The sequence below is a fragment of the Cerasibacillus sp. genome (genome assembly GCF_036516575.1).
Classification (GTDB): Bacteria; Bacillota; Bacilli; order Bacillales; family Amphibacillaceae; genus Cerasibacillus.
Genome location: NZ_DATBTY010000016.1, coordinates 14304 through 38814, shown reverse-complemented (window position 1 = coordinate 38814; position 24511 = coordinate 14304). Strand labels below are relative to the sequence as shown.

Annotated in this window: 24 protein-coding genes, 2 rRNA genes and 1 pseudogene; 20 read left to right on the top strand and 7 right to left on the bottom strand. The window is 36.6% G+C overall.

Going from position 1 to position 24511, the window contains the following annotated elements:
* Both VIG73_RS02840 and rrf read left to right on the top strand, forming a co-directional pair.
* Positions 1–124, top strand: a 23S ribosomal RNA gene (locus tag VIG73_RS02840); the annotation flags it as partial.
* A 107-nt stretch (positions 125–231) separates the two neighbouring features.
* A 5S ribosomal RNA gene (rrf, locus tag VIG73_RS02835) occupies positions 232–347 on the top strand.
* Positions 348–401: 54 nt separating this feature from the next.
* Here rrf and VIG73_RS02830 read toward each other — a convergent pair.
* From VIG73_RS02830 to VIG73_RS02820, 3 genes and pseudogenes are all read right to left on the bottom strand, one after another.
* Positions 402–692 (bottom strand): annotated as a pseudogene (locus tag VIG73_RS02830) (IS5/IS1182 family transposase); the annotation flags it as partial.
* Between the two features lie 455 nt (positions 693–1147).
* Positions 1148–2317, bottom strand: coding sequence for a dicarboxylate/amino acid:cation symporter (locus VIG73_RS02825; RefSeq protein WP_331639037.1), 1170 nt, complete (start codon positions 2315–2317; stop codon positions 1148–1150).
* Positions 2318–2439: 122 nt separating this feature from the next.
* Entirely contained in the window at positions 2440–2628 is a 189-nt protein-coding gene (locus VIG73_RS02820) for a hypothetical protein (protein WP_331639036.1), read from the bottom strand.
* A gap of 215 nt (positions 2629–2843) precedes the next feature.
* Between VIG73_RS02820 and VIG73_RS02815 the strand changes: the two genes are divergently transcribed.
* The 6 genes from VIG73_RS02815 to VIG73_RS02790 all read left to right on the top strand — a co-directional run bounded on the left by VIG73_RS02815 (position 2844) and on the right by VIG73_RS02790 (position 8618).
* The gene (locus VIG73_RS02815; RefSeq protein ID WP_331639035.1) at positions 2844–4481 is read left to right on the top strand and encodes a polysaccharide biosynthesis protein; all 1638 of its coding nucleotides are present in this window, start codon (positions 2844–2846) and stop codon (positions 4479–4481) included.
* Positions 4482–4494: 13 nt separating this feature from the next.
* Positions 4495–5217, top strand: coding sequence for a pseudouridine synthase (locus VIG73_RS02810; protein WP_331639034.1), 723 nt, complete (start codon positions 4495–4497; stop codon positions 5215–5217).
* Positions 5218–5241: 24 nt separating this feature from the next.
* Positions 5242–5832: an RNA 2',3'-cyclic phosphodiesterase gene (thpR, locus tag VIG73_RS02805; RefSeq protein ID WP_331639033.1), complete on the top strand. Its 591-nt coding sequence runs from the start codon at positions 5242–5244 to the stop codon at positions 5830–5832.
* Positions 5816–6718 carry an NERD domain-containing protein gene (locus VIG73_RS02800; protein WP_331639032.1) on the top strand — a complete coding sequence of 301 codons (903 nt, stop codon included), beginning with the start codon at positions 5816–5818 and terminating at the stop codon, positions 6716–6718. The genes thpR and VIG73_RS02800 overlap by 17 nt, the downstream gene beginning before the upstream one ends.
* A 2-nt stretch (positions 6719–6720) precedes the next feature.
* A complete protein-coding gene (locus VIG73_RS02795) occupies positions 6721–7689 on the top strand; it encodes a diacylglycerol kinase family protein (RefSeq protein ID WP_331639031.1) in 969 nt (322 codons plus the stop codon).
* A 113-nt stretch (positions 7690–7802) separates the two neighbouring features.
* Positions 7803–8618 (top strand): phosphotransferase family protein, encoded by an 816-nt coding sequence (locus VIG73_RS02790; protein ID WP_331639030.1) that lies wholly within the window; start codon positions 7803–7805, stop codon positions 8616–8618.
* Here VIG73_RS02790 and VIG73_RS02785 read toward each other — a convergent pair.
* Entirely contained in the window at positions 8586–8894 is a 309-nt protein-coding gene (locus tag VIG73_RS02785) for a YtzH-like family protein (RefSeq protein WP_331639029.1), read from the bottom strand. The genes VIG73_RS02790 and VIG73_RS02785 overlap by 33 nt on opposite strands.
* A gap of 131 nt (positions 8895–9025) precedes the next feature.
* On the opposite strand from VIG73_RS02785, the gene VIG73_RS02780 reads away from it, so the two are divergent.
* On the top strand, positions 9026–9874 hold the full coding sequence (locus VIG73_RS02780; RefSeq protein ID WP_331639028.1) for a YtnP family quorum-quenching lactonase: 849 nt from the start codon (positions 9026–9028) through the stop codon (positions 9872–9874).
* A 65-nt stretch (positions 9875–9939) separates the two neighbouring features.
* Here VIG73_RS02780 and VIG73_RS02775 read toward each other — a convergent pair whose 3' ends face one another.
* Entirely contained in the window at positions 9940–10254 is a 315-nt protein-coding gene (locus VIG73_RS02775) for a PepSY domain-containing protein (RefSeq protein ID WP_331639027.1), read from the bottom strand.
* A 208-nt stretch (positions 10255–10462) separates the two neighbouring features.
* Between VIG73_RS02775 and VIG73_RS02770 the strand changes: the two genes are divergently transcribed.
* Positions 10463–11527: a M42 family metallopeptidase gene (locus tag VIG73_RS02770; RefSeq protein WP_331639026.1), complete on the top strand. Its 1065-nt coding sequence runs from the start codon at positions 10463–10465 to the stop codon at positions 11525–11527.
* 37 nt (positions 11528–11564) lie between these two features.
* Entirely contained in the window at positions 11565–12089 is a 525-nt protein-coding gene (locus VIG73_RS02765; protein ID WP_331639025.1) for a DUF84 family protein, read from the top strand.
* A 35-nt stretch (positions 12090–12124) separates the two neighbouring features.
* Here the strand turns inward: VIG73_RS02765 and VIG73_RS02760 are convergent, their stop codons facing one another.
* On the bottom strand, positions 12125–12565 hold the full coding sequence (locus VIG73_RS02760) for a YtoQ family protein (protein WP_331639024.1): 441 nt from the start codon (positions 12563–12565) through the stop codon (positions 12125–12127).
* A 127-nt stretch (positions 12566–12692) separates the two neighbouring features.
* Here VIG73_RS02760 and VIG73_RS02755 point away from each other — a divergent pair, with 127 nt between their 5' ends.
* From VIG73_RS02755 to VIG73_RS02720, 8 genes are all read left to right on the top strand, one after another.
* Positions 12693–13010, top strand: coding sequence for a thioredoxin family protein (locus tag VIG73_RS02755; protein WP_331639023.1), 318 nt, complete (start codon positions 12693–12695; stop codon positions 13008–13010).
* A 24-nt stretch (positions 13011–13034) separates the two neighbouring features.
* Positions 13035–13841, top strand: coding sequence for a DUF1444 domain-containing protein (locus tag VIG73_RS02750; protein WP_331639022.1), 807 nt, complete (start codon positions 13035–13037; stop codon positions 13839–13841).
* 19 nt (positions 13842–13860) lie between these two features.
* The gene (gene ytpR / locus VIG73_RS02745; RefSeq protein ID WP_331639021.1) at positions 13861–14466 is read left to right on the top strand and encodes a YtpR family tRNA-binding protein; all 606 of its coding nucleotides are present in this window, start codon (positions 13861–13863) and stop codon (positions 14464–14466) included.
* A gap of 140 nt (positions 14467–14606) precedes the next feature.
* Complete coding sequence (locus tag VIG73_RS02740; RefSeq protein ID WP_331639020.1) at positions 14607–16835, top strand: DNA translocase FtsK; 2229 nt, start codon at positions 14607–14609, stop codon at positions 16833–16835.
* Between the two features lie 73 nt (positions 16836–16908).
* Positions 16909–18018 (top strand): nicotinate phosphoribosyltransferase, encoded by a 1110-nt coding sequence (locus VIG73_RS02735; RefSeq protein WP_331639019.1) that lies wholly within the window; start codon positions 16909–16911, stop codon positions 18016–18018.
* Between the two features lie 165 nt (positions 18019–18183).
* The gene (gene murC, locus VIG73_RS02730; protein WP_331639018.1) at positions 18184–19488 is read left to right on the top strand and encodes a UDP-N-acetylmuramate--L-alanine ligase; all 1305 of its coding nucleotides are present in this window, start codon (positions 18184–18186) and stop codon (positions 19486–19488) included.
* A 187-nt stretch (positions 19489–19675) separates the two neighbouring features.
* On the top strand, positions 19676–20083 hold the full coding sequence (locus tag VIG73_RS02725) for a DUF948 domain-containing protein (RefSeq protein WP_331639017.1): 408 nt from the start codon (positions 19676–19678) through the stop codon (positions 20081–20083).
* Positions 20084–20127: 44 nt separating this feature from the next.
* Positions 20128–20577: a YtxH domain-containing protein gene (locus VIG73_RS02720; protein WP_331639016.1), complete on the top strand. Its 450-nt coding sequence runs from the start codon at positions 20128–20130 to the stop codon at positions 20575–20577.
* A 516-nt stretch (positions 20578–21093) separates the two neighbouring features.
* Here the strand turns inward: VIG73_RS02720 and VIG73_RS02715 are convergent.
* Positions 21094–23220, bottom strand: coding sequence for a cell division protein FtsA (locus VIG73_RS02715; protein WP_331639015.1), 2127 nt, complete (start codon positions 23218–23220; stop codon positions 21094–21096).
* 145 nt (positions 23221–23365) lie between these two features.
* Here VIG73_RS02715 and VIG73_RS02710 point away from each other — a divergent pair, with 145 nt between their 5' ends.
* Complete coding sequence (locus VIG73_RS02710; RefSeq protein ID WP_331639014.1) at positions 23366–24445, top strand: bifunctional 3-deoxy-7-phosphoheptulonate synthase/chorismate mutase; 1080 nt, start codon at positions 23366–23368, stop codon at positions 24443–24445.
* Positions 24446–24511 lie beyond the last annotated feature (66 nt).

Below are 24511 nucleotides of genomic sequence, written 5' to 3'. Positions count from 1 at the left end.
GATGAGACTTCCCATCACTTCAAGTGAGTAAGATCCCTCAGAGACGATGAGGTTGATAGGTCCGAGGTGGAAGCGTGGTGACACGTGGAGCTGACGGATACTAATTGATCGAGGATTTGACTAGCTATTTAATTGATGTCTTGGTTTTCTTCTTATTTGGTTTTCAGGGTATAAAAATTTTGCATTATGTAAAAAGTGCGTATCATAGATTTTGTCTTTCAAATCATTCTGTCTGGTGGCGATGGCGAAGAGGTCACACCTGTTCTCATACCGAACACAGAAGTTAAGCTCTTCAGCGCCGATGGTAGTTGGGGCATAGCCCCTGCAAGAGTAGGACGTTGCCAGACAGTAAAGAGGCTGACATAACGAGCCAAAAATAATTCTTAAAAAGGGTTCAATCATCAAAAACCGATGATTGAATCCTTTTTTGTTGGTAAATTTTCGTTATCTGTTGATGGAATTGTTTTTATGGCAGTGTACTTTCTCAAGTATACACCACCATAAACGCAAAACCTAATTCATTTTCTACTTTTGATTTGCCTCTTCCGGACATACGAGTAAAACACAAATTAAACTTCAAGAAACCAGAGACTGGTTCCACGTGAATTTTACGTTTCTACAGGTTTTCTCCTCTGAAAGCTTTTGTTTAATATATTCAATTGTTGTTCCCATTTTTCGTTAAGGTGTTCTTTTTGTTTATTATAAAATTAAATGTTTTAAGCCAATATCTTATTTATTTGACTGGAACGAAAGGTGCTGACTCCAGGACGGCTAAACGGTCCCGTCCTGGACCAACGCTGACACTAGCACGTCCTGTCCTGTGCGTCGCTGGAATAGTACGGGTTTGTAGACCCCGTAGGAAGTGTTTTTCTTCCGAGGAGGCTGAGCTGTGCCCGTGGAAAGCAAGCAGCCACCTGTAGTGCAAGTCAACGAAGTTATTAGCGCAATCGATCGTTTGTAGTTCATTTTGAGATAGAGTCATCTAACCTTTTTTATTTTATTAAATGAATCAAGTCAATTTCACAATCAAAAATATTATCTAACTCATCCAAGACCACGGTCTTTCATTATTTTACAAACAAATAGTCGCACATACCAAAGATCACGGTTTGTGCGACTATTTGTTAATATTTTTTATGATAAAAATTTAAGCTTCTGGTATATTTCGCTTGCTAATTGAGTGTACAAGTGAGGTAATGGCACCATCACCAGTTACGTTACAAGCTGTTCCAAGACTGTCTTGTGCAACATATAATGCAATCATGAGCGAAAGCATCGTTTGACCGAAACCGAGCATGGACTCTAATAGGCCAAGGGCTGCGACAACAGCGCCTCCGGGAACTCCAGGTGCAGCAACCATCGTTACACCTAGCATTAATATAAAAGGTAGATATTTAACAAATGTTGCTGGGTCACCTTGTAAGTAAAGGATAGCCATGGAACAACTGACAAGTGTAATTGTACTTCCCGATAAATGTATATTAGCTAATAAAGGAATCGTGAAGTCAGCAATTCGTTCACGGACATTTAGTTTTTTAGTTCGTTCAAGTGTTACCGGAATAGTAGCTGCAGAGGATTGTGTACCTAATGCTGTAAAATATGCTGGTGACATCGTTTTTAACATAACGAATGGGTTTTGTTTACTAAATGTACCTGCCATTGAATATTGGAAGATTAAGTAAAGAATGTGTAAAAGAATAATCATAATAAATACTTTAGCAAATACATTCAATACTGTACCAACTTGACCAGCAAAAGTCATGTTCGCAAAAATACCAAAAATATGAAATGGTAATAATGGGATAATGACTTTAGAAATGACTAATTGAATAATATCACGTAATTCATTCATTACATTTAATAATGTATCACCTTTAATAGAAATCATGCCAAGTCCTAAAACAAAAGCAAGGATTAAAGCTGTCATGACGTCAATAGGTGGAGCAATATCTAATTCGACAAATGATTTTGCTAGACCTTCAGAAGGATCACCGAGTGTCGTTAGTGATTGACCTTTTAATATAACAGGATAGGCTCCTTTAGCTACGAAAAAGGCAACAATACCAGCAATAATCGTTGATGTATATGCAATAAGTGCCGTTAATCCGAGTAACTTACCCGCTCCTTTTCCAAGTGTTCCAATCCCGGGTGCAATAAAACCTAATATAATAAGTGGTACGACGAAGCTAAGGAAGTTACCAAACAGTTCATTAAATGTAGCGAAAAAGCGAATGATATTTTCTGGTACAATTGAACCAATAGCAACTCCAAGGATAATCGCGATAAAAATATACATCAATAAGCGATAACCTTTCAATTTCTTCCCTCCTAAGAAAAGATTATTTATAACTTATTTCTATAGTATAACAGATTTAATATATATACACTATATGTAATTAAAATTAATAAAGCGCACAAGTTCTGTGCGCTTTCCGTCTGTTATGACATATCATGTGAATTAAATGTTTGCGTATCATTTCTCATATTCGTCATTTCAGAAACAAGTGGTAACATTTTCTGCATTGTTTGACCAAACCTTTGGTTATGACGCGTCATTGTATAATAAGTTGCTGCGCCGACACCGACAGAAGCAAGTAATGGGATCCAAATATTATTATTGTTATTCATTAAATATCCATCCCTTCTCATGATATGTTGCAGACATTATTAGGCTGTCTGATATGGATACGTTCATACATGGAAGCATCTCCCAAACAGCATGTTAATGTGGAATAAATTCTTAAGTATTGCAAAGAAATATTTTAGCTTACCCCTTTAATAGTCAATATATGATAAAATAACGATTAGTATAAACATAAATAGACATAAATGCAGGTGAAATAATGTCAAATAATATTGTAAGAGGGACTATGCTCTTAACTGGAGCTTCTTTTTTATCAAAGTTTTTAGGCATGATTTATGTTATTCCGTTTAACAGCTTAGTTGGAGCAACAGGGGGGACGCTTTATAGTTTTGCGTACATCCCTTATAATATATTACTTAGCTTCTCAACAATCGGTGTACCATTGGCAGTGTCTAAATTTGTTTCTAAGTACAATTCCCTAGAGGATTATGAAACGGGTTTACGGATGTTTCGCTCAGGGATTATGCTAATGGCGATAACTGGTTTACTTACTTTTTTAACGTTGTTTTTTGGAGCAGGTTCGATTGCTAAATATGCTGTACCTAATGATTTAGCGATGCAACAAGATACAAAAATGGTCATCCGCATGGTTAGTTTTGCTTTATTAATTATTCCATCAATGAGTATTGTTCGGGGATTTTTTCAAGGGTATCAATCGATGGGACCAACTGCAGTCTCACAAGTTGTCGAACAAATTGTGCGTATCATCTTTGTGTTAGTATCTGCCTTTTTGATTATTAAAATTTTTAATGGAACGGTTGCGACAGCAGTTGGATTTGCAACATTTGCCGCATTTGTTGGGGCAATTGGATCTTGTGTCGTACTTTATATATATTGGCGAAAACGGAAACAATTCATATTCGAAAACATTGAAAAACAGCGTTACACATATGACATTCCGATGAAGGATTTGTTTAAAGAATTATTTAGTTATGCCGGACCGTTTATTATTGTCGGCTTAGCGACAACATTATATCAACTCGTTGATCAATTTACGTTTGAGAGAGCGATGTATGCGATTGACCAAGAAGGTATATGGAAAGTCACATATTCAGCTATTAATTTATACGGTCATAAACTCATTATTATTCCTGGTACGATTGCGACTGGCTTATCGTTAGCTGTCCTACCTGCTATCACTAAATCATTCGTTAATCAAGAGTTTAATCAAGTACACCAACAAATTAATCAAGCACTGCAAATTATTGCTGTACTTGTCATACCAGCGGCAGTCGGGCTAATGGTTTTGTCAGATGAAATTTACGGCTCATTATACGGGTTAGATGAGATCGAAATTACAGGTGCGCTTCTAGCATGGTATGCACCTGTTTCATTACTGTTTGCTCTTTTTACCGTCTCTTCATCTATTTTACAAGGGATTAATCAACAACGTTTTACAGTCGTTAGCTTAATGGCAGGGTTGTTATTGAAAATCATATTAAATACCCAACTCATTCATCTATTTGGAGCAAAGGGTGCTATTTTTGGAACTGCATTAGCTGCGGGAACAGCTGCTTTTTTAAATCTATGGCATGTGAAACGAAGTATTCAATTTTCATTTAAACAGCTCTTTAAGCGAACATCACTTGTGTTTATTTTTGCCGCTATTATGGCAGCTGTTATTTGGCTATTAAAGCTATTATTTGGATTTGTTTTGCCTTTTGAAACAGTAAGATGGGCAACAACAGTCGTGATGTTGGTGTGTGTGGCAGTAGGTGGCTTTGTCTATTTATGGTTAGCTTATGCATCAACATTATTAGAGCATGTTTTTGGCAGTGAATTAGAAGACAAATTTCTAATGAGAATGCGTTCCATAGCTCGTATCTTTAAACGATAAGGGGAGAATATTTATGCGACTTGATAAGCTATTAGCGAACATGGGAATCTTTGGTAGCCGTAAAGATGTAAAACGTTTGCTTAAAAAGGGAAAAGTAACGGTCAATGGTGCGATTGTTAAGCTGGGTAGTGTGCGTGTAGATCCTTCTGAGGATGAGATTCGTTATCAAGGTGAGTTGGTCGTTTATCGTGAGTTCATTTATATCATGTTGCATAAACCACCTGGCTACATCTCGGCAACTGATGATCTGAGACATCGCACAGTCGTTGAACTTTTAGATGTTTCATTACAGTATTTAAATCCTTTTCCGGTTGGTAGACTCGACAAAGATACGGAAGGCCTTCTATTATTAACAAATGATGGTCAGTTAGCACATCGTCTCTTATCACCAAAGCATGCTGTTGAAAAGACATACTATGCGAAGGTGCGTGGGATGGTTTCAGAAGAGGATGTTCAATTATTTAATCAAGGTGTGATGTTAGATGATGGGTATGTAACAAAACCAGCCCATTTAAACATATTAAATAAAGATGATATATCCGAAGTAGAGATTACGATTACAGAAGGAAAATTTCATCAAGTTAAACGAATGTTTAAAGCTGTCGATAAAGAAGTTAGTTACTTAAAAAGAATTCGAATGGGTGAAATAACATTAGATCCAGCGTTGCCTATCGGTGCGTATCGGGAATTGACACCGAAAGAGATGGCGTATTGTAAAAGCTTATTAAACAATTAGTTCATAACAAAGGAGGAAGGATGCATGTCAAAAGATGCCCATTATTTTATTGCGGTTCCTTTATCTCATGAGTTAAAACAGATTTATACATCTTGGCAATCCGAGTGTAGGAAAATTCTTCCTTATCGCAATTGGACACATCCAGATGATTTGCATGTTACATTAAAATTTCTTGGTCCAGTAAGCGAAGATACAATAACACAAATAACCTATGAATTAAACGATCTGCGACATGTAACGCCATTTTCGGTAGAAACGGGAGAGTTAGGTACATTTGGGCACTCTAACTCACCAAGAGTGTTATGGGTTGGTGTGGATAGAAAAAAAGAACTAATTGATTTACAGAAAAGAGTAGAAGAATCTGTCCTGCCATATGGTTTTCCAAAAGAAAAGCGCCAGTTTCGTCCACATATAACACTAGGTAAGAAATGGAACCATCATGAAATAGTTGAAAACCAATTACTTGCACGACTATTAAAGCAATATACAGGATATAAGCAATCCTTATATATAGACAATATCGTGTTATATCGCATTCAACCTAAACGTTCTCCTAAATATGTAGGCGTACAAATATATGAATTAAGTGGTGACAACAATGGCACAACTGATTAAGTTATATGATTATATTTCTCGCTATGAATGGAATATGTATCGCTATCCAACACAATATATCCGACTAAAACAAGATAAATGGGAAAAAATTTATGAACGTTGGCAAGAACAAGGTGTAGAAGATCGAAAGCCACAAGAAAAGAATGAACGAGGTCCTAAGCTTAAATGGTTTTCTAAAACTAAGAAAAAAGACATGCAAGAAAATCATCAGATTGAGATTCCTAAGACAGAACAACGATTAAAACAGGCGTTTTTAGACCGTTTATATCGTTTTCAATTAAAATGGGCATCATCTACAATAAGCGACATGTCGCTTATTGATGAAAAGATATATGAGGATGAGACACTAAAATACTTTTTACAACGTTTTCCAGACAATTATTTCTTGCTTTATTATCCCGTATTCGCAATTAAGAATGCACCAATTGATGGTGAAATCATTTTTATTAGTCCTCTAGGAATTGAAATTATCCATCTTTTAGAAACCGCAACACCCTATTTTTATGTTGCGGGCGATGAGCGATTCTGGATTAAGGAGAAAAATCGGAAACAAAAACACGTTTTGAGTCCACTTATTCCATTGAAACGAACTGAACAGATTATTAAAAGTATTTTAAAACAGGCAGACGTTGATTTTCCTGTTCAAAAAGTTGTCTTGTCAGAAACAAATCATATTATCTGTCAGGCTGAACCTTACCAAACACGGATCATTGGAAAAAGCGACTATCCAAAATGGTTTGAAGAAAAACGTGTTTTATCAGCGCCGTTAAAAGGTCAACAATTAAAAGCAACTGAAGTTATTTTAAAGCACTGTCAATCATTATCATTCAAACGACCAGAATGGGAAGAAGAAACAGACTCTTTTTCATTTACAGATGAGGTATAGACATGTATATATTTATCGTTAATCCGATTGCTGGTAACGGAAAAGCAAAGCGGGTATTTTCGGAAATAAAACAAACAGAATTATATCATAATATTAATAAAATGGTGTACATAACTGAATATGACGGGCATGCCGAAGTCATAGCGAGTGAAGTAGTTAAATCTACTGTGATGATTGAAGCACTTATTGTCATTAGTGGAGATGGGACACTCCATGAGGTTATTAATGGAACCGTGGCTGAAGGTGATGTTCCGATAGCTTTTATTCCTGGGGGATCAGGAAATGATTTTGCACGTGGCAATCATATTAAGAAAAAGCCGTTACAAATTTTTCGAAGTATTATTGAAGATGAAGATAGTTCACCTTATTGGGTTGGCACATTTCATTTTAACGGAACGAAGCGGTATTTTGTTAATAGTATTGGGATTGGTTTTGATGCTGAAGTTGCGAAACATGCCAATGAATCCGTCATGAAAAAATGGCTTAACTCCATCAGGCTTGGCCGTTTAAGTTATTTATTTGCACTGATTAAAGTGTTATTCAGTTTTAAGTTTTTTGATGTTAAATTGGAGGTTGATGGTAAACAGCATCTTTATAAAGATTGTTTATTGGTATTAGCTAGCAATCATCAATTCGTTGGTGGGGGATTAAAAATATTACCTGAAGCGACAATCCAAGGAAAGCATCTTTCTATATTGATTATTCATGGTATATCAAAGCTTAAAATCCTCACGTTATTTTCAACTGTACTTTGGGGTGGGCATATTAAGTTTCCAGGAGTATCTGTTTTGCAAGCAAAAAAGGTAAAGGTTGGACATATTAAAATTGATAGACCCATTTATTATCAAGTTGATGGAGAAACAGAGACATTTAAGGCGTGTACGATTACAAAAAAGGTTAAACCGGTTCGTATTTTAGGAATAAAGCATCAGGAAGAGTTCGTAGATCATCAGAAGCAAGATGCAAGTTAATTATTAAATGAGGATTGGCAATATATCCTTCTTGCATTGCTGGCATTTTTTCGATAATCTATAACATGTCTGCCAATATACTTTTTTAACTACTTAACAGATTTGAGGAATGAATGGTGGAATGGTTTCAAAAAATATTAAGTGAAGAATGGAATATATTACCAGCTGGTGGTCTGACTGGTGATGCCTATATTGCTGAAAAAGATGATAAGCGTTTATTTTTGAAACGTAATTCCTCACCCTTTTTAGCTGTGTTGTCTGCGGAAGGAATTGTTCCAAAACTAATCTGGACGCGTCGCATGGAAAATGGTGATGTCATAACAGCACAAGAATGGCTAGATGGACGCACATTAGAACGTGAGGAAATGAAGCATGAACGTGTTGCTGAATTGCTTTATAAAATTCATCATTCCTCGGAACTGCTGCATATGTTAATGCGTTTAGGTAAAAGGCCAAAAACGTCTGACCATCGTTTTACCCAATTGAAAAAACATTCACTTATCCCTTTATTAAGTGAAGAACATATAGAAGTTCGTCAGGCAATTAACATCTTAACCGAGTTTCTGCCTTTGACGAGAAATAAAAAACTATCCGTTTGTCATGGGGATATAGATCATCACAATCTCATTTTAGATCAATCTAAAAGGATTTATTTAGTTGATTGGGAAAACGCAAAGATTGCGGATCCAATTGTTGACTATGGCCATGTGTTAAAATGGTATATTCCAAAATCGGACTGGGATGATTGGCTTAATCTTTATGGCATATCAGCAAATAAGGGAACGCTAAAGCGGATGTATTGGTATTTAATCATTGATTGTCTTGACTATTTAGTTTGGCATTTATTACGTGATGAGCCAGATAAGGTATCGAATCGTCTTAATAAATTAAGAGAATTAACGAATGATGTCATGACCATGTTCACTTAAGGAAAGCATGATTGCTTCTAACCAATTTTCAATTTGTTGTTGATTCGTGATAATATGTTCTTTAATATTTTGTACATGTTTACCTTGTGAACCGTAATGATATATTTCTGGTAAAAATTGACTTAATTGTTCATTCGAAAGTTGCTCTTGTGATATGATTGACCGTACTAATCGTTTTATTTGTTCATATTCGGATAAGGTATAATCTAAATCATTCACATGATCATCTAAAAGATCATGTAATAGTTGTAGTTGGTGGGCTATATTTAGTTGCATCATCATCACCTCTATTTTAGTATGAGATATTTTTAAAAGACTATGTAAAAAAAAGACCTACATCAATAGGTCTTTCAATTTCAATGAAATGTATGCGCTTGCATTCTGAGTTTTATTAGGGGGGATAAAAAGTGGAGACGCTTGAAATTGGACGTGCTAAGTTAACGTGGTTACGTGGAGGGGTGACGCATTTAGATGGAGGAGCCATGTTTGGTGTTGTCCCAAAAGCATTGTGGGGCCGAACATACCCTCCAGACGAAAAGAACCGTGTAGAATTAAGAACAGATCCAATCCTACTACAGATCGACGGGAAACATATTTTAATAGATACAGGACTTGGAAATAATAAATTTACAGAGAAACAGCTTCGGAATTTTGGAATTCTTGAACAATCATCAATTATAGAGTCACTTGCCAACCTCGGTATAACGGAGCAGGATATTGAACTTGTTATAATGACTCATCTTCATTTTGATCATGCTTGTGGTTTAACAGAAAAAATAGAAGACGGAAAGTATCGTTCGATCTTCACGGAAGCAGATATTATCGTGTCAGCTATAGAATGGAAGGAAATGCAACATCCAAATATCCGGTCAGTTAATACATATTGGAAAATGAATTGGGAGCCGATAACGCACCAAGTTAAAACATTTACTAAGGAAATAGAAATTGTACCCGGTTTACGCATGATTCACACCGGTGGTCATAGTGAAGGACACGCCATTCTTGTGTTTGATGATGGGGCGGAATGTTGGATTCATATGGCTGACTTAATGGCAACCCATGCACATCAACCCGTTCTTTGGGCAATGGCCTATGATGACTATCCCGTAACATCTGTTCACCAAAAAGAAAAATGGATGGCTTATGGGTATGAAAGAAAGGCTTGGTTTACGTTTTATCATGATGCGTATTATCGGGCGCTTCAATTTAATTCATCAGGAGAGAAAGTCGATTCCATAAAACGTCAAAAAAGATAAACAAAAGAAAAACCCTCTGTACAGTTAATATCCATATGTATAAAGGGTTTTTCTTAATATAAGTATTATTTTGCTTCGGCGGCATCAATAACAGCGCCTGTTTCCACATCAACGTAAAATTCGAACTGTTTATTTTCACCATCGATTGTTCTCGTAATGCCACCACGATAGGCTTCGTACTCAAGACCATTTCTTTCAACTGTCTCAGGTTTCATATAAATCCATGACCCACTAATGGGACCTTGCTTTTTAAATGTTTCTTTTGCTTGTTTTAATGCATTCTCAGGTGTCGTCTTTTGGTATTGATCCAACTGTTTCTTCGCCAAGTAACCAGCTGCAACACCAAGACCAGCTGCCAGAATCACTTTCTTCTTACTCAATCTGCTCACCTCTTGCTTAAAAAGTATTGATTCGCATTCAAATATAAACGAACCTCCTTTTAATTATACCGTAAAAATTTCGAAATATAAATAAAAAGAGCATGGATAAGTGATAATCAATGGAAATATTTAATTAATTGATAGGAAACAAGCCTTTTATCCGTTATACTATATAGTAGTACATAGACAAAGGTGGGAAAATATAAGGATGAATCAAGACACATTAAGTTTGTTTAAGACATTGACTGAACTACAAGGTGCACCAGGTAATGAGCATCTTGTTCGTTCATTTATGAAAACAGAGCTGGAAAAATACGCCGATAAAATTATCCAAGATCGACTTGGTGGTGTATTCGGTGTGAAACATGGAAATGGACCTAAAGTCATGGTTGCTGGACATATGGATGAAGTGGGTTTTATGGTGACACAAATAACCGATAATGGTATGATTCGCTTCCAAACACTTGGTGGCTGGTGGAATCAAGTATTATTAGCACAACGTGTCCAAGTGATGACTGATCATGGACCTGTTCCAGGGGTAATTGGTTCCATTCCACCACACCTCTTAACAGACGCACAAAGAAGTAAGCCAATGGAAATCAAAAACATGTTAATTGATATTGGTGCAGATGATAGAGCAGATGCAGAAAAAATCGGTATCAAGCCAGGACAACAAATTGTTCCAATCTGCCCGTTTACACCAATGGCGAATGAAAAGAAAATATTAGCTAAGGCATGGGATAACCGTTACGGCTGTGGACTAGCGATTGAAGTACTTAAAGAACTACAAGATGAAACATTACCGAACGAGCTCTATTCCGGTGCCACGGTCCAAGAAGAAGTCGGATTACGCGGGGCACAGGTAGCAGCAAATATGATTCAACCTGACATTTTCTTTGCATTAGACGCTTCTCCTGCTAATGATATGTCTGGTGATAAGAATCAATTCGGTCAATTAGGAGAAGGAGCTCTATTACGTATTTATGATCGTTCAATGATTACTCACCGCGGGATGCGTGATTTTGTCTTAGACACAGCAGAATCACATGATATTCCTTATCAATACTTTGTTTCACAAGGTGGGACTGACGCAGGACGTGTGCACATAGCTAATGATGGAATCCCTTCTGCTGTAATTGGTATTTGCTCACGATATATTCATACGTCAGCATCGATTATTCATGTTGATGACTACGCGGCTGCGAAAGAATTACTTAAAAATCTAGTGAAAGCAACAGATCAAAACACAGTCGATCTCATTCGGAAAAAATAAATCTAAAAAAGCTGCTATCATAGGTGGTAGCGGCTTTTTGTTTGAAGGTGATATGATGATAGTTGTTGGATCAAAGAATCCTGCGAAATTAGCAGCGGTGAAAGCTGTTTTTCCAAAAGTCGATCTCATCGCAAAAGACGTTCCATCGGATGTAGCTGAGCAGCCCTTTTCAGATCAAGAAACAAGACTAGGTGCAATTAACCGTGCTAAGGCTTGTGTTGATAGCTCAGAAACTGATTCTTTCGGTATCGGGTTAGAAGGGGGCGTCATGTATATTGATAAAGAACTTTTTCTCTGTAATTGGGGAGCGTTAGTAACACCTGATGGGGAAGTCTTTACTGCGAGTGGCGCGCGAATTCCATTACCAGAATCAATTAAGGAGCAGTTGCAATTAGGAAAAGAACTTGGTGATGTGATTGATAATTTCGCAAAGAAAAAAGATATTAGAAAAAAAGAGGGGACAATTGGTATATTTACAAATCAACTTGTATCAAGGCAAGCGATGTTTAGCCATGTTGTCCAATTATTGAAAGGCCAATGGGAATATGCGAACAGAAAGTAAATGCGCCGAATAATTGCTACCCGGCGCATAAAAATCTATTCGAAAATGTAAGCCAACACATCAAGAGCTTGATCGATGTTTTCCACAGTTACATTAGCCTTATTAGATAATTCCTTTAATGGATGAATTAATGATTCTGGACGAATAATAATCGTTGGCTTCTGTAATGTGATTGCAGCGCTTGCATCCATGGCCGTATTCCATTGTTTGTAAGATTCACCGAATAAAGCGATGACAATGTCGGCCTTTTGCATGAGAACTTGTGTGCGTAAGTTATTAATATTAGAAGCAACATGATCCTTGTAAAGGGCACTCGGTTGCTTGCCTAAAACTAATTCTCCAATGTCATCTGAACGGTCATGATTCGTTTGTGGTGAAACGAATGACAATGGTAGATTTCTTTCTTTTGCTTTTTGTTTTATTTCTTCTCGCCAATCATCATGAATTTGCCCGGCTAAATAGACGGTTAACTGCATGTCAATCCCTCCATATTATGCTTTACATACTATTGTAGTCAATTTTCTGTATAAATAAAAGAGAGAAGGGTCGATTAATTGCAACAAATCCTATTCAAAGTTAATATATGAAAAGGGAGTTGATTTTATGGATACTTTAAAAACGAAAGAACAATTTAATGAGTTAATCAATCAAGGAAAAGTTATCTTTGTTTTCTCAGCTGATTGGTGCCCTGATTGTCGAGTCATAGAACCGTTTTACCCAGAAATAATAAAGGCATTTCCAGAGTATACATTTATGATGGTCGACCGTGATGAATTTATCGACGTTTGTCAAGCACATGACGTATTTGGTATTCCGAGTTTTATCGCATTTGATAACGGAAAGGAAATCGGCCGTTTCGTAAGTAAAGACCGAAAAACAAAAGAGGAAATCATCCAATTTATCCAAGGTTTATCTGCATAATTTTCCTGTTTTAGGAGAGATTTAATGAAAAAAATGACAAGTTTAAAAATGAAAAAGTTACTAGAAGAGAAATTAGCTCATGATGATTTTCGCACATCTTATAATCGAAATAATGATACATTTCGTGTAGAATGGAAAGAGTCAAAACAAGGTGTGTCGATTACATTACCAAATGTTGTGAGCAAATATAATGAACGCGGTGAAGAAGCAGTTCAAGAAATAATCGATCATACTTTAGAGGCTTTAAAAATCATGAATGAAAAACATGATTTAAAAGGAAAGGAAAAACATATCTTTCCGGTCATTCGTGCTACCTCATTCCCGACCAAAACGAATGCAGGTGATCCATTAATTTATAAAGATCACACAGCCGAAACGCGAGTCTTTTATGCATTGGACTTGGGAAGATCATATCGCTTGATCGATCAACCTCTTCTGGAAAAGGAGGGCTGGACAGCAGAACAGTTAGATGAAATTGCCACATTTAATATCCGCTCCTTATCGACAGATTATAAAGTCGATCGTGTTGCAGGTAATGATTTTTATTTTATTGCTACACAAGACGGATACGATGCGAGTCGGATTTTAAACGAGGCCTTTTTAAAACAAATGAAAGCAAATGCAAAAGGGGAGCTTGCTGTCGCTGTGCCACATCAAGATGTGTTAATCATCGCAGATATAGAAAATAAAACGGGCTACGATATTCTTGCACATATGACAATGCAATTTTTCACTGATGGCCGTATTCCAATTACATCACTTTCCTTCCTGATGGAAGATGATCAATTGACACCGATTTTTATCCTTGCAAAAAACAGACGAGAAAAATAATTAAGAAAGAGGGATTTTAATGGACGTATTTTATAATCCAGCCGGTATCGGTGATGTCCTTATTATGCCAATTGAACAAGCGGCAGATCGTTATGATGTAACCCATAAATCAATTGGTCCAATAACTAAAATATTAGGAAAGGATAACAACATTCTTGGCTACAATATTTTCCAAGCTTCATTACACTTCGATTTACAAGAAACAGGAAAAATCCGCTTAACAGAAGAGTTACTTGATCAAATAAAGCAGTTGTTCAACCAATATGAATTAAATGATTCACTTGATTTTGATTTAAGTCCGAAATTCGTCGTCGGCTATGTTTTAGAGAAAAAACAACATGAAAATGCTGATAAATTAAGCGTGTGTCAAGTCGATGTGGGTAATGAAGTTCTTCAAATCGTATGTGGTGCAGCAAATGTCGATAAAAATCAAAAAGTTGTTGTTGCCAAAAACGGTGCCATCATGCCAAGTGGGCTAAAAATAAAACCGACGAAATTACGAGGCGTACCTTCAAATGGTATGATTTGCTCGAAAAAAGAACTAGGTCTTCCACAAAAACCAGAAGAAAAGGGGATTTATGTCCTCGATGCATCATATCAAGCGGGAGATGAATTTGCTTTTTAAATGATAAAACAGGACAACCTATCAGATGGTAGGTTGTTTTTTTAATAACATGATGTCTAACTGAGTATTTCTACCCTATACATTATGAAAAAAACTGATAGAATAAACGTTAGATAGATTTTTATGAAATGAGTGAAATTATGTGGAAACGACTTAAAAAAAAGTTAGAAAAAATATTTTATGAAGAAGTGGAAGTGGAAGTTGAAGAAGAGTACAATCCAGTACGCCGGTTGAAAGTCGAACATGATCCAACTGTTAAGTCGCGAGTGGCTTATCGTTATCCAAAACGAAAAGAGTTTCCATTCCCAGTTATTCCTGATCAACAAAGAAATCATTCAAATAGAAAGTTCGAGGATATAGATATCCCAGCATATAAACGTAAACGCATGCTACATGAAAGGTACCATGCCCCGCGTGCAAATCCACAACAACGGGAGGAAAAACAGGGAGAAACGGAGGTGCGTAAAAAACCTTTTCAACCGAGTCGGGTGCCATCGCCGATTTATGGTTACCATAAGCGCGAAACGAAGCGGCAAGTCGAACAAGTACCAGCTTTTATACGTAAACAACAAGAAAAAGAACAAAAAAAGGAACAAATCAGATATAATCTTAAGCAACAAGAGGAATGTGAAGCAACGAACAATGTTTTGGATGGCCAGCATGAAGTAAGTGCAACTACTGAAGATATACATACAGTGGAACATTCTTCAACGCCAAAAGTGGCATCTAATACTATCATGAAGAAAAATGAAGAAAAGCCACATCAAAGCACAAAGCAAGAAAAAAAAGCTAACCGAATACCTGTATCGAACGAAAAATCACAAGGCCCATATAATGTTATCATGACACCACGTGATAAGAGAAACCTATTTTTGCAAAAGCAAAAAGAAATGTCTAGTACGAGTAAAAATGATCGTGAATTAACTCATCAGAAAAAGGATAAAGCTGGACATTTTCCGCTGCATTTATTAAATGATAGCCATATTGATACCGAACATGACCAACCATGGATTGATGAACAGACACGACTATTGGAGCGGACATTAAAACATTTTAATGTTCGAGCACGCGTTGTCAATGTATCACAAGGGCCATCTGTTACACGATTTGAAGTTAAACCAGAAATGGGTGTTAAAGTAAGTAAAATTCGTAATCTAAGTGATGATTTGAAATTAAATATGGCTGCGAAAGATATTCGTATTGAAGCACCTATTCCAGGGAAGAATACAGTAGGAATAGAAGTACCAAATTTATCACCACGAACGGTTAGCTTACAAGAAATTTTTACAGCCCCGGCTTTTACAGATAGCAGTTCCGCACTTTCAATTGCCTTAGGTCTTAATATTGAAGGGGCACCCATTGTAACTGATATAGGTAAGATGCCACATGGTTTAATAGCGGGTGCAACAGGATCTGGAAAAAGTGTCTGTATCAACTCGATTTTAATTAGTTTATTATATAAGGCACATCATGACGAGGTTAAATTTATGCTGATTGATCCTAAAATGGTTGAATTAGCACCATATAATGGTATACCACATCTCATCTCACCTGTTATTACAGATGTTAAAGCAGCAACAGCTGCCTTAAAATGGGCAGTAAACGAAATGGAAGAACGTTATGAAAGATTTGTTAAAGAAGGCGTTCGTGATATTAAAAGATATAATGAAAAAGTTGAATCGCAACAACGTTCAGATGAAAAAATGCCTTACTTAGTGATTGTTATTGATGAATTAGCGGATTTAATGATGGTCTCACCACAAGATGTCGAAGATGCGATTTGCCGTATTGCGCAAAAAGCTCGTGCAGCGGGTATTCACTTACTATTAGCAACACAACGTCCATCTGTTGATGTGATCACAGGATTAATTAAAGCGAATATTCCTACACGAATCGCCTTTAGTGTATCATCACAAGTTGATTCAAGAACGATTATTGACCACGCTGGAGCAGAAAAACTACTAGGTAAAGGCGATATGCTATTTGTTGAAAATGGTTCTGGAAAAAGTGTTCGCCTCCAAGGTCCCTTTGTTTCAGATGATGAAATTGAACGTATCACAGCCCATGCGCGTAGTTTAGCTGAACCAAACTATGTGTTTGAACAAGAAACATTAATTGAACAATTTACATTTGAAGAGGAAGAAGACGAACTCTTGCCGGAAGTTATACAATTCGTCATTGATGAAAGTAAGGCGAGTACTTCATTATTACAGCGCCACTTTCGTATTGGTTATAATCGAGCAGCTCGACTCATTGATTGTTTAGAACAGCGTGGAATTATTTCGCAACAGAACGGTAGTAAACCGCGTGATGTTTTATTAACGCAATCTCAGTATGAAGCGCTCCGGGAAAATCATGATAATATATAGGACTTGTTAAATTGTTATCGTTTTTATATGATGAAGTATAACAATATAAAAAAAGAATATCGAGGGGAAAACCATGAAGGAAATCGAGAAAAAGTTAGCAGGAAAGATTAATCGATTAACAAACAAAACATTTAAGTTTGATGAGCGAATCGGAGAAGGGTGGTTCTCAGCCGTATACTTTTTAAAGACTCGAGAAATTGCTGAAAAGAAACTGCCTAATAATCATGTTACAATGCAATTTTTTCAAAAAGAGCATGCTGTACTATGTGGGACAGATGAAGTTATTGCACTCGTACACAAATTTGCCGTTAATCCAGAAACGTTAGATATTCACGCCTTAAAAGATGGGGATAAAATCGAACCATTTGAAACTGTTTTAACTATTTCTGGTGCTTATCAACAATTTGGCTTTCTGGAAGGTATTATCGACGGTATTTTAGCAAGAAGAACCTCAGTTGCTACAAATGTATATAATGTTGTAAAAGCAGCGCGAACTTCCGGAAAGCAAAAACCTGTTATCTTTATGGGAGACCGAGATGATCACTATACGCAACAAGCAGGGGATGGATATGCCGCATTTATTGGTGGTTCAACTGCTCAGGCAACACACGCGATGAATGAATGGTGGGGAAAAGAAGGAATGGGTACAATGCCTCATGCATTAATTCAAATGTTTCGTGGAGATGTCGTGGCTGCGACTCATGCTTATCACGAAACATTCCCAGAAGATGATTTAGTTGCTCTTGTTGATTTTAATAATGATGTCATTACGGACTCACTAAAAGTCGCACGCGAATTCGGCAAAGAATTAAAAGGTGTTCGTCTTGATACATCACGCACATTAGTTGACAAATACTTTCTTAGAAATTATCATCAGATGGGTGCATTCGACCCACGTGGTGTTAACCCAGAACTTGTCTTTGCATTACGTCGTGCCCTCGATGAAGAAGGTTACGACCATGTAAAAATCATGGTAAGCGGTGGCTTTAATCAAGACCGAATTAAATATTTTGAAGAAAATAATGTACCAGTTGATATGTATGGTGTTGGTAGTAACTTACTCAAGATTAATATCGGCTTTACTGGTGATAATGTCCTTTTAAATGGTATACCTTGTGCAAAAGAAGGTCGTCGTTATCGTCCTAACCCACGTCTTGAAAAAGTCGAATACCAAGAACAATAAAACCATGTTGAATAAGTTAAAAATTTATTTTTCATCTTAGTTTGGTTCTGTTATAATTACAATGACGTTATAAAAAACAATGTAAGCATGTGAATGAGAAGCAACTCCATTTGCATCGACTCAAACACCACATGCTTTTTTACACATATTTGGGGGTTCTTTTTTATGAAAACTTACCATTTTATTGGTATAAAGGGGACGGGAATGAGTGCTCTAGCACAAATTCTTCATGACTCGGGCGAAATGGTTCAGGGGTCAGATGTTGAAAAAACATTTTTTACAGAAGAAGCATTAAGAGAAAAGCAAATTCCAATCTACCCGTTTTCGGAAACAAATATTAAAGACGATTATATTGTTATTGCTGGAAACGCATTTCCAGATGATCATATAGAAATTCAAGCAGCTAAAAAACGTGGAACAACATATTACCGTTACCATGAATTTTTAGGTGAGTGGTTGAAAAAATATACAAGTATTGCTGTTACAGGTTCACATGGGAAAACATCGACAACAGGTCTATTATCACATGTATTGAATCAGGCTTATCCAATTTCCTATTTAATTGGTGATGGAACGGGTAGAGGGCATTCAGAAAGTAAGTATTTTATTTTTGAAGCGTGCGAATACCGTCGCCATTTTCTAAGCTATGAACCAGATTATGCCATTATGACAAATATAGATTTCGATCACCCAGATTATTTTTCAAGTATTAACGATGTTTTTGACGCATTCCAAGAAATGGCTGATCGCGTAAAAAAAGGAATTATTGCTTGTGGTGATGATGAACAACTGCAGAAAATACAAGCCAAAGTCCCAGTCGTATATTATGGATTGTCCGCCTCCAATGATTTCCAAGCACAAAACATTACTGAAAATGAGGAAGGAACGACATTTGACGTATTCGTTCGTAATACGTTTTACGACACGTTTACCATTCCTATGTTTGGAAAGCATCACATATTAAATGCTTTAGCAGTCATCGCTATGTGTCATTACGAAGGCATTCCGGCAGATGTGATGAAGGAAATCTCAACATTTAAAGGTGTCAAACGGCGATTTACAGAGAAAAGAATCGGTGATCAGATATTAATTGATGATTATGCACACCATCCAAAAGAAATCACAGCAACCATTGATTCGGCTAGAAGAAAGTATCCGGATAAGGAGATTGTAGCTATCTTCCAGCCTCATACATTTACACGTACAAAAACATTTCTAACAGAATTTGCTGAGAGCTTAAGTCTGGCTGATCATGCTTACCTATGTGATATTTTTGGTTCGGCTCGAGAGAATTCTGGTCAAATGACAATCGAACAACTCGTAGAACTTGTAGAAGGAAGTTCACTTTTAGATATTTCCGAAACAGCCATATTAAAGCAGTATCATGAGAGTGTGTTAATTTTTATGGGAGCAGGCGATATTCAAAAATTCCAACAAGCCTATGAAAAAACTACTGTTCAATGTAATTAGATGAATAATGACCTCTCGAATGACTAACACTATCATTTGAATCAAGTTGTCTTTTTATGGTAAGATTAACAACACAATCGTTTTTATTTTTTGAGAAGAGTTACAATAGGACAAGCTCTTCTATTAGATTGACAGTTGTTTTATGTTTTAAAAATATTAATTGGCACAAAAGGAGTTGTTTTGGGAGATGCAAGGTTTATTATACATTTCCGCATTAATTGCTGCCGTCGCATTCGCAGTGTTAGTTGTTTTTTTAGCAATTACACTTAAAGCTGTGGCACGTACGATGAATAATGTGGCAGACACATTAGAAGGCTTTGAAAAACAAATGCTTGGCATTACAACAGAGACAACCGAGTTATTAAAGAAAACAAACCGTCTAGCTGAAGATGTCAATCAAAAAACAGCTAAATTAGATGGCGTATTTGATGGCGTTAAAGGGATTGGCGATACATTAAATGAATTCAACACGTCTTTAAAAGATGTGACGAATAAAATTAGCCGAGATGCTTCCGAAAATCAAGAACAAGCATCCCAAGCAGTTAAATGGGGCTCAGCAGTACTTGATTTATGGAGAAAGAACAGACGTAAGTAATGATCAATTAATTATAAAGTTCACTACATGGGGAGGTCATTTACATGAGTAATGAACAAGAAAATGTTAGCACAAAAGATTTTCTGATTGGTACTGTCATTGGTGCAACTCTAGGTGCTAGTTTAGCCTTATTATTCGCTCCTAAATCGGGTAGAGAATTAAGAGGCGACATTACAGTCGGTGCTCAAAAAGCAGTAACTAAAGCTAATGAATGGAAAAAGACCGCTCAAGTAAAAGGGATCGAATTAAAAGACAAGGCAGTCTTAGCAGGTAGTGATTTAAAACAAAAAGCAGCTACAAAGACAAGCGAATTAACTCAAGCTGTAACAACTAAATCCAAAGAATTAAAAGATGCGGCTACATCGAAAGTCCAAAATCTTCGAAACAAGGACAATGAAGCGATGGAAGAGATCGAAGAGCAAGTTGAAAAAGTCGCAGAAAAAATTGATAAAGTTGCTAAAGAAATCGACAATAAGGAACAAAGAGAACAATAAAAATTGACTTAAGCGGTTTTAGCTCTGTATTCAAAAGGGCAAAAACCGTTTTTCTTTCTTGCTCCCTTTCATCATGATAGATTATCAATTATCTTTGAGAGATCTCGGGCAATGTGCCGGAGATTTGTACGTTTTTATCGTTTTTTCTAAAATATCGCATTTGATGTTTAAAGGTATATAAGTTAGTCTTGTTAGTTAAAGTTAGCTCACATTGAAGTGTGCAATGGTGTGTAAGTCATTGATGTTATTAGAAGTTAGCTCACATTGAAGTGTGCAATGGTACATAAGTCAATGATTTTAGTAGAAGTAATCACATTAGACCATTCGAAGAAACACAAGTCTGTGCTTATAGGCATAATTATAATGCCTATAAAAAGGAATCTACCCCTGTGAAAAGGGTGGATTCCTTTTTATAACATCAATTTTAGCGCGTTTTCGCTAAAAACATTTGCCTTAGTGCTATACTCTAACTATGTTGTCTTTATACGTGACTATGGCTCGATAGGATAAATTCACCTATGATCCCCATTTTATTGACAATCGATCTCCATCAGCGATTTCAGCATCAAATTGTGTTGGAACATCATTTTTCATTAAACGATAGTTTCCACGCATACGATCCGTTTGAATGTTGATGTAACGGAAAATATCTTGGAAAATAAAAGGTTCAAACTTCTTTTCTGTTAAACGAATTTCCTCTCCAAGGGACAATGAATCTGATTCATGAAGTTCACCTTGTTTATTTTCAATGACAATCCGCTTTTTGCGCAATGTGCTCACTTTATTATTAAAAGTTACATTTATTTTATACCAATATTCTTTATTAAGTGTTTGCAGTAAATCGTTTACTGTCGGTCCTATATGTGAGCCGTATTCAATGTAGTCGTTATCTTTTAATTGTTGGTCAGGATGAGCAGGGGTTCCATTCACTGTTACCGTTATCCCGTCATTGAGCAGAACTTTATTCCCATTCACAAATATGTAAAATCCAGCATCATCAATCGGTTCATCTAGCACATAAGTAAAAAAATCTTTCACGGTTTGTATTTTATTAAAAGATATGTCGTCTCTATCTTTTATTTCATAATCAGGAGAAACAGATTCGCTATTAACTTTGAAAGTTGGTTTGACATCATAGGGCTCGTTTTTATAATAAACACGTATTGATGGTATATCACCAAATAGTTGCTGAATGGTAACATATGGCTCGCTTCCTTTGCTTCCTTTATGTACTTCGATAATATCACCAGCTTTAATAGGTGTGTCAACGGTTCCCCTTTTATTATTTAGTATAATTTTCGGTGCTTTACCGAATTCACCTGGAAGTTGGATTGATTTACCATTAACTGTAATAATATAACCGAGACCTGGTTTACCGTAAAGTTTATTAACATCAATCCCTGCCTGTATACATGCGTCCCCAACAGTCAAAGATTTCATTTCAAATAATCGTGTTGGTTGGCTGTTGACATGGACAGTGACATACTGAACAGGATTTTGAATAGCAGAGATAGCAATACCAATTGGCGTAATAAAGTCGGGTCCAGTTGGTGTCTCTTCTGTTGTTATCAAATCCTTGACTGCATCCATATGTCTAACAGCCACGCGATTGATAGGAAGCTGTAATTTTTGGGCGAGTAATTTTGGTAATAATGGTGTTAAACTCCCACCACCAATTAACATAATTGCCCGGGGTGGACGTTTATTTAAAGTCAGAATTTCTTCTGCTATCGCTTGTGCTAATTCATCTACCGTGTTATTAATCTGTTCATTTAGTTCATCGAGAGTGACCTGGGTTTGAAACCCAAGAATATCTGTAACAGTCGCTTCACCATCATTTACAATTTGCCGTTTCATTTGCTCTGCCTCAGGAAAATCAAGTAAATAATGGTCGCTTATTGCTTCAGTCACTTCATCACCAGCAATAGGAACCATACCATAAGCTGTTACGGTACCATCTGCTGTCAAGGCAATATCACTTGTCCCTGCACCGATATCCACTAGAGCAATGTTCAATCGTCGCATTGATTCAGGAACAAGGACCTGAATGGCAGCAATCGGTTCTAATGTTAAAGCTTTCATCGATAAATCCGCACGATGAATCGCAGCAAGAAGTGACTCAATGACTACTTTCGGTAAAAAAGTAGCAATGACATCAACACCGGCTACATCCCCCTGTTGATCGATTAATGACCCAATTGGTTCATGATCTAATTTATAATGTAAGACAGAATAACCGACACAAAAATAATCAACAAACTCCTTTGCCTTATCGTTAGAAACCAACAGCCGTTGAGCATGATTTACAGCACTAAGTTCTAGATGTTTAACCATCTGTTCATTGGAAATGGTGCGCTTATCTAAGTTTATTTCGGCTGTACCTTTAATGGTTTTTAATGATCTCCCAGCTGCTGCAACACTGACATGATGCAGTGGACCATGTTTTTCTTCTAATGCCTTTTTAATTTCCTTTATTACTCGTGAAACTTCAATCACATCATGTATTTGCCCATCATGCATAGAACGGTCTTTATGTTCCTTTATGCAAAAATCGATTATTTTATAAGAATGTGATTCTTTTTTTAAAATGATTCCTGTAACAGTTCTTGTTCCTATATCTAGTGCAAAAACAGATTCCCCCATGGTAATACTCCTCCATATAGAAAATAACTCAATATATTATCCTATTCATATTATAGTCGTATTTCAGACAAAGGAAAAATTATTAGCTAAACTGACGTTAATTTACTATAATTAAAGATAGTGACTACAATGAGGAGCGTCGAATATGTCAGGCAATAAATTGAAACAGTACCGCAATGAATTAGACAAATTAAACATGGAATTACTCGAACTTATTAATAAACGGGCATCATTAGTTCAAGAAATAGGTAAAATAAAAGAAAAACAGGGGATGAAGAAATTTGATCCTGTTAGGGAACGAAAGATGCTCGATACAATTTCAAAACAAAATAATGGCCCATTTGAAAATGCGACAATTGAGCATATATTTAAAGAGATTTTTAAAGCCAGTTTAGAATTGCAAGAAGTTAGTCAACGTAATGCGCTACTCGTATCAAGAGAAGTTAAACCTGAAGATACTGTGATTCACATTCAGAATCAAGCAATTGGAAATGGAAATCCCGAATTCATTATGGGACCTTGTTCAGTAGAAAGCTATGAACAAGTTGAGGAAGTCGCTAAAGCATTAAAAGAAAGAGGATTGACTTTTCTAAGAGGTGGAGCTTTCAAGCCACGGACATCACCGTATGATTTCCAAGGGCTGGGCTTTGAAGGATTAAAAATTTTAAAATCGATTAGTGAAAAATATAACTTAGCTGTTATTAGTGAAATCGTTAATCCCTTGCATATGGAAGAAGCAGCTGAATATCTTGATGTCATTCAAATTGGGGCACGAAACATGCAGAACTTTGAACTATTAAAAGCTGCCGGTCGAATCAATAAGCCGATTCTGTTGAAGCGTGGTATGTCGGCAACAATTTCGGAGTTCATAAATGCAGCTGAATATATTATGGCCCATGGTAACGGTCAGATCATCTTGTGTGAACGAGGTATTCGTACGTATGAGAGAGCAACCCGCAATACGTTGGATATTACAGCCGTACCGATTTTAAAACAAGAAACACATCTGCCGATTGTAGTCGATGTAACGCATTCAACGGGAAGAAGAGATTTACTCATCCCTGCGGCTAAAGCAGCCCTTGCTATTGGAGCAGATGGAATCATGGCAGAGGTACATCCTGATCCAGCGGTGGCACTTTCTGATTCTGCCCAACAAATGGATCTTTCAATGTTTCATAAATTTATGGATGTAGTAAATGGACTAAAACAACGATTAGTTGATTAACAGGCTGGCTGGACCATTATGATATGGGGCCAGCCAGTTCATTTTTCAAAGATTCGCCACAGTCTT